Below are 13612 nucleotides of genomic sequence, written 5' to 3'. Positions count from 1 at the left end.
CGCCGGGCGTCACGCGCCGGAGGACACCAGGTCCCCGGGGTCGGTGTTGGCCCCGCAGAGGATGACGACGACCCGCTTGCCGGGCGGCTCGGCTTCGGCGCGCAGGGCCGCGAGGGCGGTGGCCGCTCCCGGCTCGACCACGATCCGGTGCTCCTCCCACAGGGCGCGCCGGGCGGCGGTGATGGCGGTGTCCGGGACGAGGACCGACCGTACGTGGTCCCCCTGCGCGGCCTCCAGCGCGGCGGCCGAGACCCGGGTCGCGCCGAGGGAGTCCGCCGCGACCGAGTCCACGGCCACGTCGACGGGGCGGCCCGCCTCCAGGGCCGCGTTCAGGGCGCGGCAGTTCTCCGGCTCGGCCGCGAGCACCCGTACGCCGTGTTCGCGGGCGGCGGTGGCGACCCCGGCGAACAGTCCGCCGCCGCCGACCGCGACGACCACGGTGTCCAGCCCGGGCACGGCGTCCCGGATCTCGTCGAGCAGGGTGCCCGCGCCGGCCGCGATCAGCGGGTGGTCGTAGGCGTGGCTGCTCAGCGCCCCGCTGGTGGCGGCGAACTCCTCGCAGGCGGCGAGGGCTTCGGCGTACCGGTCGCCGACGAGCCGCACGTCGGCGCCGTAGCCGCGCAACCGGTCCACCTTCACGCGCGGGGCGTTGCCCGGCAGGAACACGGTCGCCCGCACGCCCTGGGCGCGGGCCGCCCAGGCGCAGGCCAGGCCCGCGTTGCCGCCCGAGGCGATGGTGACGCCCGCGGACGGGAGGGTGCCGGCCGCGGCGTGCGCGGCGAGGAAGTTGCGGGCGCCGCGGGCCTTGAAGGAGCCGGTGTGCTGGAGGTATTCCAGCGCGTACCGGACGCCGTCGGCGGCGGGGGCCACGGCGACGGGCCGGATCGCGTCGGCGATGCGGTCCGCGGCGGCGCGTACGGCGGCGTAGTCGAGTCGCGGCGTCGGTTCCATGGTCGGTCTCCCCATCAGTCGGTGGGCCGCTCGGGCCGGTCGGGCCGGGCGGCTTCGATCAGCTGGCGCAGGGCTCCGTAGTACACCTCGTGGTCGGTGAGCGGGGGCAGTACGTCGGCCAACGCGCCCGTGAGCACCGGGAACTCGGCCGGGTCGAGCGCGGCGAGGGCGGCCCGCGAGGCGGCGGTGGCGGCGGCCGGGTCGCGGTGGTCCACGAAGGCGGCGCTGCCGAGGGTGAGCAGGTACATGCGGCGGTAGACGGTCATCGCCTCGGCGGGGCTCATCCCGGCGGCGACGCTGTCGGCGAGTGCCGGTTCCACGAGCCGGGCCAGCAGCCGACGGCCGAGCCAGGGACGGCCGCCGCGCAGCACGAGGAGCCCGGGGTGGGCGACGAGCAGCCGGTAGAGCGCGCCGAAGCGCTGCTCGGCGGCCTCGGCCCAGTCCGTGCCGGCGGGGATCTCGGGGAGCCGGCCGGCCAGGTGTTCGGTGCACAGGTCGAGGAGCCCGGCGAGGTCGGTGCAGCGGCGCTGGACGGTGGCGTGGGAGACGTCGAGCCGCTCGGCGAGGGCGCGGAAGCTGAGGTGGCCGGGCCCTTGTTCGTCGATGATCCGCAGGGCGGCGACGGCGATCGCCTCGGGTGTGGCGCGGTCCAGGGCGGTTGATCTTCTCGGCATGAGATACACCGTATCGTACGCCGTATCAGCCGCCTCGCCTTCCGCCGTACCGCGTGCGGGACACCCGCCCGCACCCCACGTTCGCGTGACGGCGATTACGGCCATATTGCTGGTGATCGGGTCATAATCAGCGACTTGCGTTGACAGTGGGTAGTCGCCTCGCTGCACTGGGCGCACGACTGCCCCCACGTCAAGGAGACTCCGTGCCGCCTCGCCTGCGTGCGACGCTCCCCTGTCTGACCGCGGCCGCCCTGTTCGCCCTCGCGCTCCCGGCCGTCCCCTCGTCGGCCGCCTCGGCCGAGCCGAAGGCGACCTCGGACACTCCCCTCGCGCTCACCCCTCCGATGGGCTGGAACAACTGGGCGCACTACATGTGCGACATCGACGAGGCCAAGGTGGTCGCGAACGCCGACGCGCTGGTGACCTCCGGGCTCGCCGCCAAGGGCTACGACACGGTGACCGTCGACGACTGCTGGATGACCAGGAGCCGCGACGCGAACGGCGCCCTGGTCGTCGACGCACAGAAGTTCCCGCACGGCATGGCCTGGCTCGGCGAACACCTGCACGCCAAGGGCCTGAAGTTCGGCATCTACCAGGACGCCGGCTCGCTGACCTGCGAGAAGTACCCGGGCAGCGGTTCCCCCCAGGGCGGCGGCGCGGACCACTACCTCCAGGACGCACGGCAGTTCGCCTCCTGGAAGGTGGACTACGTGAAGATGGACGGCTGCAACCTCTGGGTGCCGGAGGGCAAGACGAAGGAGCGGGCCTACCGGGACGCCTACACGGCGGTCGCGAAGGCCCTGCGCGACGCCGGCCGGGACATGGTCCTCTCCGCCTCCGCGCCCGCCTACTTCCAGCAGGGCGAATGGGGCGGGGCGGACTGGCACAAGGTGCTCGGCTGGGTCGGCGAGACCGGCCAACTGTGGCGCGAGGGAAGGGACATCAAGGTCCACGACCCGGCCGCGCCGGCCACCTCCCGGTGGAGTTCGGTGATGGGCAACTACGGTTACAACCGCTGGCTGGGACGGTACGCGAGCCCCGGCAATTGGAACGACCCCGACTTCCTGATCGCGGGGGCCCCCGGGCTCACCGCGGCCGAGAGCCGCAGCCAGGTCGCACTGTGGGCCATGATGGCGGCCCCGTTCATCCTGTCCTCCGACGTCTCCCGGCTGACCCCGGAGGGGCTCGCCGCCCTCGGCAACACCCGGATGATCGCGCTGGACCAGGACCCGATGGGTCGTCAGGGAGCCGTGGTCTCCTCCAACTCCACCTTCGAGATCCTGGTCCGACCCCTCGCGAACGGCGACCGGGCGGTGGCCGTCCTCAACCGCTCGGCGGCCACCCGGAACATCAGCGTGCCGCTCGACGAGATCGGGCTGCCCTCGTGCACGGCCGACGCACAGGACCTGTGGAGCGGCGAACGCCGCGACGTCGCCGACACGTTGACCGGGAGGCTGGCCGGGCACGACACCGCCGTGTGGCGGCTCACCCCGCACGACCGCTGCGCCGAGGCCGTGCCGACCGGGCAGATCGTCGGCGACGGCGCCAAGTGCGCCGACGGGGCGAACACCACGGGCGTCGGCGCGGTCGTCCTGGGCACCTGCACCGGCGCCCCCGACCAGCGGTGGTCCCTCGGCGCCGACGGGGAAGTGCGGCTGGCCGGCGAATGCCTGTCCGCGGGCGCGGCCGGCCTGGTGGAGCTGGTCGACTGCGCTCCCCCGCAGGCGCAGCAGCCGACGGGCCAGAGCTGGTCGCACCGCCGCGACGGAACCCTCGTGGACGAGGCGAGCGGGACGTGCCTGACGGCTCCGGCTCCGATGACCACGCCGGACACCCCGGCCGGGCGGCTGCACCTGGCCCCCTGCGGCGACCACCGGGTCGACCAGGCCTGGTCCCTGCCGGTCTGACCACCCCAGCGAACGGATGAGCAACCCGATGTCACGAAGCGGGCGCCGCCATGTCGCCCTCGCCGCCCTGCCGGCCGCGCTGCTGGCCCTGACCTGCGCGGCCCCCGCGCCCGGGGCCACGGCTCCGGGCGCGGACGCGCCCGCGCGTCCCGACGTACGAGGGGACGTACGGGCGGACGCGCACCCCGGGGGTCCGGGGGCGCGGGCCGTCGACGCCGCCCTGGCCGCGCGGGCCTCGCTGGAGCGGCTGCTGCCCCGCCACGCGGCGCAGTTCACGCTCGTGGCGGACGCCGGAGCGGCCGCCGACACCTTCACCGTCTCCGGCGGAGCGGGCGCCGTCACGGTGCGCGGGCGCACCGGCGCCGGCCTGCTCACCGGGGTCGGCTGGTACCTCCAGCACGTCGCGGGGGCCGAAATCGGCTGGCCGGGCGACAGCATCGGGATGCTGCCCGACGTGCTGCCGGCCGTGCCCGCGCCGGTCACGCGCAGCGCCCTCGTACCGCACCGGTACGCGCTGAACGACACCGACGACGGCTACTCGGGGCCGTACCGCACCTTCGAGGAGCACCGGCGGCAGATCGACCTGCTCGCCCTGCACGGGGTCAACGAGGTGTTCGTCCAGGTCGGCGCGGAGTACGCGTACTACAAGGCGCTCCGGGACTTCGGCTACTCCGCCGAGGAGCTGCGCCGGTGGATCCCCGGCCCGGGGCACCAGAGCTGGTGGCTGCTGCAGAACCTCAGCGGTTTCGGCGGGCCGGTCTCCGACCACCTGTTGCGCGAGCGCGCCGAGCTGGGCGGCCGGCTCGCCGGGCAACTGCGGTCGCTGGGCATGACCCCGGTGCTGCCCGGCTACTTCGGCACCGTGCCCCCGGAGTTCGCCGCCCGCAACGCGGGCGCGGTCACGGTGGCGCAGGGCGACTGGGCGGGCTTCGACCGCCCCGACTGGCTCGATCCCTCCTCTCCGGTCTTCGGGAAACTGGCGGCCGCGTACTACTCGGCGCAGCGCGCGGTGTTCGGCGACAGCACGATGTACCGGATGAGCCCCCTGCACGAGGGCGGCCGGACCGGGGACGTGGACGTGAAGGCGGCGGCCGGTGCCATCCAGCGGGCCCTGCACGCCGCCCATCCGGGGGCGCTGTGGGCGGTGCTGGGCTGGCAGGACGATCCGACGGCCGAGCTGCTCGCCGGGGTGGACACCTCGAAGCTGCTGATCCTGGACGGGCTGTCGGACCGGTACAACCGCCTGGACCGCGAGACCCGCTGGGGCGGTGTCCCGTACGCGATGGGCTCCATCTACAACTTCGGCGGGCACACCACGATCGGCGCCAACACCTCGGTGTGGATCGACCGGTTCGACGCCTGGCGGGCGAAGGGCGACAGCGCGCTCGCGGGGATCGCGTACCTGCCCGAGGGCACCGGCACCAATCCGGCGGCCTTCGACCTCTTCACCGACCTGGCCTGGGAGCCGGGGCCGATCGACCAGCGCCGCTGGTTCGCGCGGTACGCGGCCCGCCGCTACGGCCGGCCGGACCCGGAGGCGGCAGCGGCCTGGGAGGAGCTGCGCAAGGGCCCGTACAGCACCTCGTCCGGCCTGTGGTCGGAGTCCCAGGACAGCCTGTTCACGGCACGGCCCTCGCTGAGTGCGGTGGGGGCGGCGCACTGGAGCCCCAAGTCGATGCGCTATCCGGCCGATTCGGTCCGCAGGGCGCTGGACCACCTGCTGAGGGTGGATCCCGCGCTGCGCGGTTCCAGCGCCTACCGGTTCGACCTGGTGGACACGGCCCGGCAGGCCCTCGCCAATCACTCGCGGGTGCTGTTGCCGAAGATCAAGGCGGCGTACGAGGCCAAGGACCTGGCCCGGTTCCGCGAGCTGACCGCCCAATGGGCGGATGCCGAGCGGAAGCTGGACGCGGTCATCGGCTCCGATCCGCACTTCCTGCTCGGGGACTGGCTCGGCAAGGCCCGGTCCTGGGGCGCCGACGAGGCCGAGCGCGACCGGTACGAGTACGACGCGCGCTCGATCCTCAGCGTGTGGGGCCTGCGCGGCACGAGCGAGGGCGGCTTCCTGCACGACTACGCGAACCGTGAATGGAGCGGCCTGGTCTCGGAGTTGTACGCCGGGCGGTGGAAGCTCTACTTCGACTCGCTGGAGGAGGCACTGGTGCGGCAGGCCGCTCCCCGGGAGATCGACTGGCACGCGTACGAGGAGGAGTGGGCCCGGCGCACCACCCGGCACCCGGACCGGCCGAGCGGGGACCCCTACCGGCTGGCGGCCGGGATCGCCGCGGCGCTGCCCGCGGCGGCCCCCGCGCCGGTATCGAACTGACCACTCTCCCGGGGGAATCCCGCTACCCGTCCGAGGTACAGGACGGTCGGCTCTCCGCCGCCCGGGACGGCCGCGGAAATCATCGTGGGCATGACCGAGACCGCACAGCAGCCCCCGCCGATTCCGGAGCCGTCGGCCCTCGACCGCTCGGGCCACTGCCCCTGGCCCTACGGGGTGGTGGAGCTGCGCAAGCGCCGGGAAGTCCCGGAAGCCCTTCGGAAGGCGACGACACCGGATGGACCCAGTGAACGCGACGAACCGTTCGACGACGGGCCCTAGACCGGGCCGGCGGCCGCTGGTGGGGGCGGTCACCGGCGTGGTGGCGGCCTTCGCGGGGTTGGCCGTCGCGGAACTGACCGCCGCGGCGGTCCGGCCCGAGGCCGCCCCCCTCACCGCCGTGGGCGGTGCCTTGGTCGACCTCACGCCCGTGGGCGTGCGGGAGTGGGCGATCCGGCTGTTCGGCACCTCGGACAAGGCCGCGCTGGGCATCGGCGTCGTCCTCGTCCTGGCGTCGGTGGCGGCCGGCACGGGAATCCTCGCCCTGCGGAGCCTGCCCGCCGCCATCGCGGTCACGGGCGGGATCGGGGTGCTGGGGGCGGTGGCCGCCCTCAGCCGGCCGGAGGCCTCCTGGAAGGACGCGCTGCCCTCGCTGATGGGCGCACTGGCCTCCGCGGCCGTGCTGTACCTGCTGGTCACGGTGGCGAACCGGCCCCGGCCGGCCGACGGGACGCCGGCCGGGACGTGGCCGCTGGACCGGCGCGGCTTCGGCCGGCTGACCGCGGCGGTCGTGCTGCTCTCGGCCGGGATCGGGTACGCGGGCCGGCGGCTCGGCGCGTACGGCTCGTCGGGGGCGACGGCCTCGCGGGCCGACTTCGTCCTGCCCCCGCCCACGGTGCCCGCGCCGCCGGTCCCGGCCGGGGCACAGCTGCCCGTCCCCGGGATCTCCCCCTTCATCACGCCCAACGGGGCCTTCTACCGCGTGGACACCGCGCTGGTCGTACCGCGCGTGGACGCCGACGACTGGCGGCTGACCATCCACGGCGACGGGGTGACCCGACCCCTCACCCTCGGTATGCGGGAGCTGCTGGCCCGCCCGCTCGTCGAGCACGACATCACGCTGTGCTGCGTGTCCAACGAGGTCGGGGGGCCGTACGTGGGCAACGCCCGATGGCTCGGCGTGCGCCTGGGCGACCTGCTCCGCGAGGCGGGCGTACGGCCGCCGTCCCGGGGCGGTCCGGCGGACCAGTTGGTGGCGCGCTCGGTGGACGGGATGACCATCGGCACCCCCGTGGAGGCGGTGATGGACGGTCGGGCGGCGCTGCTGGCCGTGGGGATGAACGGTCAACCGCTGCCGTTCGCGCACGGGTTCCCGGTCCGGATGGTCGTACCGGGGCTGTACGGATACGTCTCCGCCTGCAAGTGGCTGACCGAACTGCGGCTGACCACCTTCGCCGCGTACGACGCGTACTGGGTGCGCCGGTCGTGGGCGCAGCAGGCCACGGTCAAGACGCAGTCGCGGATCGACACCCCGCGTCCGGGCTCCCGGGTGGATCCGGGCCGGGTGGCGGTGGCCGGAGTCGCGTGGGCGCAGCACCGCGGGATCGCCCGGGTGGAGGTACGGGTGGACGGTGGCGCCTGGCAGGAGGCGCGGCTCGGGGCGGCGGACGGGGTGGACACCTGGCGGCAGTGGGTGTGGCCGTGGGAGGCGACGCCGGGTCGGCACACCCTGGAGGTCCGGGCGACGGACGGCACGGGCGCCGTGCAGACGGGGGTGCGGACGGGGACCGTCCCCGACGGGGCGACCGGGTGGCACACGGCGGAGGTGAGCGTCGGCGGCCTCGGCGCCCTCGGCGGTGCGGGCGGACGGGGGAAGCAGGGGCCGTGGAGCTGACCGCCGCCTCGTTCCTCGTCACGCTGATCGTCCTGACCGTGCTGGCCGTGCTGGCCGCGCTGCTGCTGTGGAACCGGATCCCCGGCCCGGGATGGGTGCGGTGGCCGGCGCGGCTGGTGATGATCGGGCTGTGCCAGCTCACGGCGATCTGCGTGGTGGCCACGTGGATCAACGACAGCTACGGGCTCTACTCCTCCTGGGACGACCTGCTGGGCACCGGCGCGGGACAGGACCCCGGCTCGATGACCGGACCGCCGGTGGGACGGGCCACGTTCACACCGGGCGGCGACGGTACGCGGACCACGTACTTCCGGGGCTCGCACTCGAAGCTCGCCGGGCAGGTGACGGTGTGGACTCCGCCGCAGTACGACGCTCCGGGCGCGGACCGCACCCGGTTCCCCGTGCTGATGCTGCTGCACGGCTATCCGGGCACGCCCCGCACCTGGATCGACCTCGGGAAGATGCCGGGCGCGCTGAACGACTTGGTGGACCTGGGCGCGGCGCACCCGTTCATCCTGGTGATCCCGGAGATCTACCCGGGCGGGGTGAACACGGACTGCAGCAACACCCCGGACCGCAAGGTCGCCGACTGGCTGGCCAAGGACGTGCCGGATCTGGTCGCGCGGAAGTTCCGGACCCTGCCCGCACCGGGTGGCTGGGGCCTGATGGGCGTCTCCACCGGGGGGTTCTGCGCGGCCAAGCTGCCGCTCCAGTACCCGAAGGCCTTCCGGGCGGGAGCGGCCCTGGACCCGGATCCGCTGACGGGCGATCCGGAGGTGCTGTCCGATCCGGTGCTGCGGGAGCACAACAGTCCGATGTGGCTGGTCGAGCACGCGAAGAAGGCGGACGTCGGCCTGTTCCTGGCCACTTCCGCGCAGGACAAGGACAGCCCGCCGCGGCAACTGGCGGAGTTCGCCAGGGCCGCGGCGGGCAGTGGGGTCAGTGTGAAGACCCTGGTCCGGCCGGCGGGCGGGCACAACTTCCAGACCTGGAGCGGGATGTACCCGGACGCGCTGGGCTGGCTGAGCAGCCGGCTCACCCCGCCGACCCAGGGGCGTACGGCTAACCGATGAGGTCCTCGACGGTGGGGACGACGAGACCGAACACGTCCCCGATCGTGACCAGGGCCGCGGTCTGGAGGCCGGCGGCCGGCAGGGCCGTGCCGTCGGGAGCGGTCAGGGACCGGGTGGCGGTGGCCTCGGCGACGACGGTGGGCCGGAAGCCGCGGTTGAAGGCGCCCTGGGCGGTGAAGGCGACGCACATGTGGGTCATGAACCCGGCCAGCACCAGGTCCTGGCCGGCGCCCAGCTCGCGCAGGGTCTTCTCCAGGTCCGTGCCGTGGAAGGCGTCGGGGACCCCCTTGACGACGACCGGTTCGCCGTCGGCGGGGGCGACTTCGGGGCTGATGGCGCCGAGCTCGGAGTCGATGTCGTAGCCCGCGTCGGCCACGTGGACGACCGGGATGCCCGCGGCCCGGGCGGCGGCCAGCAGCCGGGCGCCCGCCGCGAGGGCCTCTTCGGCGCCTTCGAGGGCCATGACGCCGGTGCGGTACGTGTTCTGGAAGTCGATCAGGACGAGGGCGGTGTCGGCGAGGCGGGGCAGCTCGTTGTCGAGGCCGATCACATCGCGCAGGGTGGTGGAAACGGGCATGGCGAAGCACTCCTTGTCGGGATGGTGCGGGAAAAGGGGTGGAGAACGGGCGGAGGGACTCAGCCCGAGGTGCGGAAGCGGCGGCGGTAGGCCGCCGGGGTGATGCCGATCTGCTTGCGCAGCGCCCGGTGGAGGGTTTCCACCGAGCCGAGTCCGCAGGCCGTGGCGACCTCGTCCAAGGGCTGGTCGGTGTGTTCCAGCAGGCGGCGGGCCGCCTCCACGCGGGCGGCCTCGACGTAGGCGGCGGGGGTGGTGCCGGTCTCCTGGCGGAACACCCGGGCGAAGTGCCGCTCGCTCAGGCACATCCGGGCCGCGAGGGCCGCCGCGGACAGGTCGCCGTCGAGGTGGTCGGCGATGAACATCCGCAGCTCGTCGATGTCCCGGCGGGAGGCGGCGGGCCGGCTCAGCGGCACCGAGAACTGGCTCTGGCCGCCCTGCCGCTTGAGGTACATCACCAGCTGCCGGGCCACGCCCAGCGCCACCTCCTCCCCCAGGTCGTCGGCGACCAGCGCCAGCGCGAGGTCCATGCAGGCGCTGATCCCGGCCCCGGTCCAGATGTTGCCGGACCGGACGAAGATCGGATCCGGGTCCACCGTCACCGCCGGGTGGTCGGCCGCCAGTTGGGCGGCGGTCGACCAGTGGGTGGTGGCCGTCCTGCCGTCGAGCAGACCGGCCGCGGCCAGCAGGTGGGCGCCCACGCACACCGACGCCACGCGGCGGGCCGCCGGCGCGGCCGTCTTCAGCCACGCCACCACCTCCGCGTCGATCCGGGCGACCGGGCCGCCGGGGCGCAGGTCCACCGCACCGGGCACGAGGAGCGTGTCCAGTACGCCGTCGACCTCGGCGAACGACAGGTCGGCGACCAGGCGCACCCCCGCCGAGGTGGCCACCACTCCGGGCTCGGGGCCCGCGAGCTGCACCCGGTAGCCCGCCCGGCCACCGGTTTCCCGGTTGGCCAGCGCGAACACCTCGGCCGGGCCGGTGACGTCGAGGAGGTCGACATCGGGGAAGACCGCGATGACGACGCGGCGGATCGTGGACATGCGTCCATCGTCACAGCCGTGCCGGGTGGCGGCAATGACGGTGTTCTGTCACATCCGGACACGGCCCTCTACCCTGGTGGCCGCGAGGTGATCACATGCTGTCGGTCGAGGAACGGGGCGTGCCGTGCCGGGGGAAGAGGCGAACGACGGGGAACTCGTCGGCAGGGTGCTCGGCGGCCGCTACCGGGTGACCGCGGTGCTCGGCCGCGGCGGCATGGGTGTCGTCGGCCGGGCCGTGGACGAACTGCTGGGTCGCGAGGTGGCCGTCAAACTCCTGCGGGCCCACACGGACGCGTCCGCGCCCGAACTCGCCGACCTGCGGGCCCGGATGCGGCGCGAGGCGCAGGCCGCGGCACGGATCCGGCACGGCGGGGTGGTCACGGTGCACGACGTGACCGAGGAGCGGGGCCTGCCCGTCATCGTCATGGAACTGATCGAGGGGCCCTCACTCGACGACCTGCTCGCCCGGCGCGGGACGCTGGATCCGCGGGAGGCGGCGGCCATCGGCGCCAAGCTGATGGACGCCCTGGACGCGGCCCACCGGGTGGGCGTGCTGCACCGGGACGTCAAACCGGGGAACGTGCTGCTGGAGCAGGACGGGGGCCGGGTGGTCCTCACCGACTTCGGCATCGCCTCGGTGGACGCCGCCGAGGAGGAGGCCCAGACCAAGCTGACCCGCGCGGGCGAGATCATCGGCTCCTTGGACTACCTGCCGCCGGAGCGGGCCCAGGGCAGCGAGCCCGGACCGGCCTCCGACATCTGGTCGCTCGGCATGACCCTGTACTCGGCCGTCGAGGGCACCTCGCCCTTCCGGCGCACCTCCGTGTGGTCCACCCTGTCCGCGATCGTCTCCGAGCCGCTGCCCCCGCCGCGGCTGGCGGGACCGCTGGCGCCGGTCCTGCAGGCCCTGATGGCGAAGCGGCCGGAGGATCGGCCCACCGCCGAGCAGGCGCGCGCGATGCTGGAGCGGGTCGCGGCGGGGAGCCCGGCCGACGCGCGTCCGGCACCGCCGGCCCCCGCTCCGCCGCCTCCCGCTCCCGTTCCCGCGTCCGCGCCCGTTCCTGCGCCCGGCCCCGGGGGCCGTCTCGGGCCGCCCGTCGGCCCGCGCCCCACGGTCACCTCACGGCAGGGCGGTGGACCGGTTCCCGGCGGGCCGCGGCGTCGGGGGCGGGCCGTCGTCGTGGTGGCGGCCGCCGCCGTCGTGCTCGCCGGGGGCGGCATCACGTACGCCGTGACGAACGGGGGTGACGGCAAGGGCGGCGGGCACGGGGCGCGGGCCGCCCACCCCGGGGCGGCCGCCTCCGGCCCGGGTGCGCCGGGCGCCTCCCCCCATCCCGCCACCCCGGCCGTCACCCCCACCCCGAAGCCCGGCGCGACGGCCAAGACCGGTGCGCCGCCGAAGGCTTCGGTGAGCCCCGCGACCAAACCGAGCCCCGTGTCGACGGGTTGTACGGGCTGGAGCCACCGCGAAGCGTCCCCCGGCGGCTACGGCTACATGAACGGCGACTTCCGCATCGAGACCGGGCCGTACCAGAACTGTCCCGCGGTGTCGCTCGCCAAGAAGGGCACGAAGCTGGTGTACCACTGCTTCGTCGTCAACGCGCACGGCAACAAGTGGACGTACGTCCGCGTGCCCGGGTCGAACGTCGAGGGCTGGATGTCGAACGACAACCTGACCCGGCAGAGCGGCTCTTCGACACCCTGCTGACCCGGGTGGGGCATGCGTATGATCTTCGCTTTCTCCCACAGCGAAGGCAGCAGAAACCCATGTCCCCCCATAACGCCCGCCGACGGCACGCCGGTTGGATATCCATCGCGGTCTCGGCGGTGCTCGCGGTTCCCCTGCTCGGCTCCCCCGCCCTCGCGGCCCCCGGCGATCCGGCGACCGCGTCCTCCTTCAACCTCAAGCCCGGCCCGGACCTGAGCGCCCAGGTCGCCGACCTCAAGGCGGCCCTCCCCACGCAGGGCGTCCAGGACCTGCTCGACCAGGGCAACCGGGTCGCCAAGACGGGCGCGTCCTGCACGACCGACCCCTTCGGCACGGGCGACGACGGCAAGGTCCTCGCCCCCGCCCGCAAGCTCTGCTGGGACGCCGGTGACTCCGCCACGGAGGAATGGATACCCCAGGGCATCACCGGCGTCTCCGACGCCCAGGCGGACGAGTTGTGGGGCTCCCGCAAGCCCCTGGTCACCGCCTGGTACGACAAGACCGGCGGCAGGGGCGTGCGGCTGTCGTTCGTCGACCCGGAGACCGCGATACCGGGCGACCCGGACGGCCGCCGGTACCGCCACGTCCTGCTCGTCGAGCCGTACTACAACAGCTACGGCCACGCCTCTTACAAGGCGGTCGACGTCCACGCCGGCGGGATCGCCTGGTACAAGTACCACCTCTACGTCGCGGACACGCTGAACGGCCTGCGGGTCTTCGACATGCGCTCCGTCCTGGACCTCAATCCGGACCGGAACGCCTCGGTGGACGACACCACTCTGGACGGCCTGAAGAGCAACGTCCGGGACGAAACCCAGATCGGCCGGCAGAGCAACGTCTACTACGGGCACACCTACCGGTACGTGATGCCGCAGGTGGCCTCGTACAAGTTCGTCAGCGCCCAGGGCAACTCCGCCGCGGGAACCTGTGCCGCCACCGGCGCGCCCAAGGCGTCCTACATCTCCGTCGACCGCAGCGACACGGCCGCGCCGGCCCTGATCATGGGCGAGTACTGCGATTCCGACGCCGCGCACCCCGAGAAGGGCCGGGTCGGCGCCCTGCCCATCGACGACGGCACCGGGCTGCTGAAGACGGCGGGCGGGGTGGTCGGCGCGACGAGCGCGTTCTACCTGCCGCGCGACCTCACCCAGGGCGCCGCGCGCTACGACGGCCTGTACTACTTCAACCGCAGCTGGACCACCCACAGCGGCAGCCTGCGCAGGGCCACCGTCTCGGGCGGTCGTCTGACCGACTACGGAGCGAACATCACCAACGCGGTGGGCCCCGAGGACCTGTCCTTCGAGCACGGGCAGAGCGTGTCCGGCGGCGGCACGCAGTACCTGTGGTCACTGACCGAGCACCGCGTGGACACCACGGACCCGACCTGCACGGACGCGGGCTCGCCGTGCGGCCGGGTGATCTACGCCCACCGGGTGGCGGACGTCGTGGCCCGGCCTTAGCC

The 13612-nt window shown here is 74.0% G+C and carries 11 protein-coding genes; 7 read left to right on the top strand and 4 right to left on the bottom strand.

Annotated features, from left to right (window positions below; all coding sequences use genetic code 11):
* Positions 1-9: 9 nt before the first annotated feature.
* Together ACFYZL_RS09360 and ACFYZL_RS09355 are read right to left on the bottom strand one after the other, a co-directional pair.
* On the bottom strand, positions 10-951 hold the full coding sequence (locus ACFYZL_RS09360; RefSeq protein ID WP_384747386.1) for a serine/threonine dehydratase: 942 nt from the start codon (positions 949-951) through the stop codon (positions 10-12).
* A gap of 14 nt (positions 952-965) precedes the next feature.
* The gene (locus tag ACFYZL_RS09355; RefSeq protein WP_388677496.1) at positions 966-1625 is read right to left on the bottom strand and encodes a TetR/AcrR family transcriptional regulator; all 660 of its coding nucleotides are present in this window, start codon (positions 1623-1625) and stop codon (positions 966-968) included.
* 203 nt (positions 1626-1828) lie between these two features.
* Between ACFYZL_RS09355 and ACFYZL_RS09350 the strand changes: the two genes are divergently transcribed.
* The 5 genes from ACFYZL_RS09350 (at position 1829) to ACFYZL_RS09330 (ending at position 8822) form a co-directional block, all read left to right on the top strand.
* Positions 1829-3532 carry a ricin-type beta-trefoil lectin domain protein gene (locus tag ACFYZL_RS09350; RefSeq protein WP_388677493.1) on the top strand — a complete coding sequence of 568 codons (1704 nt, stop codon included), beginning with the start codon at positions 1829-1831 and terminating at the stop codon, positions 3530-3532.
* Between the two features lie 28 nt (positions 3533-3560).
* Complete coding sequence (locus ACFYZL_RS09345; RefSeq protein WP_388677490.1) at positions 3561-5858, top strand: alpha-N-acetylglucosaminidase; 2298 nt, start codon at positions 3561-3563, stop codon at positions 5856-5858.
* 90 nt (positions 5859-5948) lie between these two features.
* Positions 5949-6137 carry a hypothetical protein gene (locus ACFYZL_RS09340; RefSeq protein WP_384747376.1) on the top strand — a complete coding sequence of 63 codons (189 nt, stop codon included), beginning with the start codon at positions 5949-5951 and terminating at the stop codon, positions 6135-6137.
* On the top strand, positions 6094-7749 hold the full coding sequence (locus ACFYZL_RS09335; RefSeq protein ID WP_384747373.1) for a molybdopterin-dependent oxidoreductase: 1656 nt from the start codon (positions 6094-6096) through the stop codon (positions 7747-7749). Before ACFYZL_RS09340 ends, ACFYZL_RS09335 begins: the two co-directional genes overlap by 44 nt.
* On the top strand, positions 7740-8822 hold the full coding sequence (locus ACFYZL_RS09330; protein ID WP_388677486.1) for an alpha/beta hydrolase: 1083 nt from the start codon (positions 7740-7742) through the stop codon (positions 8820-8822). Before ACFYZL_RS09335 ends, ACFYZL_RS09330 begins: the two co-directional genes overlap by 10 nt.
* Here the strand turns inward: ACFYZL_RS09330 and ACFYZL_RS09325 are convergent.
* Both ACFYZL_RS09325 and ACFYZL_RS09320 read right to left on the bottom strand, forming a co-directional pair.
* Positions 8812-9399, bottom strand: coding sequence for an isochorismatase family protein (locus ACFYZL_RS09325; protein ID WP_384747368.1), 588 nt, complete (start codon positions 9397-9399; stop codon positions 8812-8814). The two genes, ACFYZL_RS09330 and ACFYZL_RS09325, sit on opposite strands and share 11 nt — an antisense overlap.
* A 59-nt stretch (positions 9400-9458) precedes the next feature.
* Positions 9459-10442, bottom strand: a complete 984-nt coding sequence (locus tag ACFYZL_RS09320) for a GlxA family transcriptional regulator (RefSeq protein WP_384747365.1) — start codon at positions 10440-10442, stop codon at positions 9459-9461.
* Between the two features lie 124 nt (positions 10443-10566).
* On the opposite strand from ACFYZL_RS09320, the gene ACFYZL_RS09315 reads away from it, so the two are divergent.
* A complete protein-coding gene (locus ACFYZL_RS09315) occupies positions 10567-12150 on the top strand; it encodes a serine/threonine-protein kinase (protein WP_388677482.1) in 1584 nt (527 codons plus the stop codon).
* A gap of 59 nt (positions 12151-12209) precedes the next feature.
* Positions 12210-13610: a hypothetical protein gene (locus ACFYZL_RS09310; protein ID WP_388677479.1), complete on the top strand. Its 1401-nt coding sequence runs from the start codon at positions 12210-12212 to the stop codon at positions 13608-13610.
* Positions 13611-13612: the final 2 nt, after the last annotated feature.

It is taken from the genome of Streptomyces sp. NPDC001717 (genome assembly GCF_042892775.1).
Classification (GTDB): domain Bacteria; phylum Actinomycetota; class Actinomycetes; order Streptomycetales; family Streptomycetaceae; genus Streptomyces.
The sequence above is the reverse complement of the archived record's forward strand: the minus strand, read 5'-3'. Positions and strand labels throughout refer to the sequence as shown.

Excerpts from the sequence above, each read along its gene's own strand:
- ACFYZL_RS09360 (WP_384747386.1), bottom strand. The coding sequence starts at position 951 with ATGGAACCGACGCCGCGACTCGACTACGCCGCCGTACGCGCCGCCGCG.
- ACFYZL_RS09310 (WP_388677479.1), top strand. The coding sequence starts at position 12,210 with ATGTCCCCCCATAACGCCCGCCGACGGCACGCCGGTTGGATATCCATC.
- ACFYZL_RS09355 (WP_388677496.1), bottom strand. The coding sequence starts at position 1,625 with ATGCCGAGAAGATCAACCGCCCTGGACCGCGCCACACCCGAGGCGATC.
- ACFYZL_RS09320 (WP_384747365.1), bottom strand. The coding sequence starts at position 10,442 with ATGTCCACGATCCGCCGCGTCGTCATCGCGGTCTTCCCCGATGTCGAC.
- ACFYZL_RS09335 (WP_384747373.1), top strand. The coding sequence starts at position 6,094 with ATGGACCCAGTGAACGCGACGAACCGTTCGACGACGGGCCCTAGACCG.
- ACFYZL_RS09345 (WP_388677490.1), top strand. The coding sequence starts at position 3,561 with ATGTCACGAAGCGGGCGCCGCCATGTCGCCCTCGCCGCCCTGCCGGCC.
- ACFYZL_RS09340 (WP_384747376.1), top strand. The coding sequence starts at position 5,949 with ATGACCGAGACCGCACAGCAGCCCCCGCCGATTCCGGAGCCGTCGGCC.
- ACFYZL_RS09325 (WP_384747368.1), bottom strand. The coding sequence starts at position 9,399 with ATGCCCGTTTCCACCACCCTGCGCGATGTGATCGGCCTCGACAACGAG.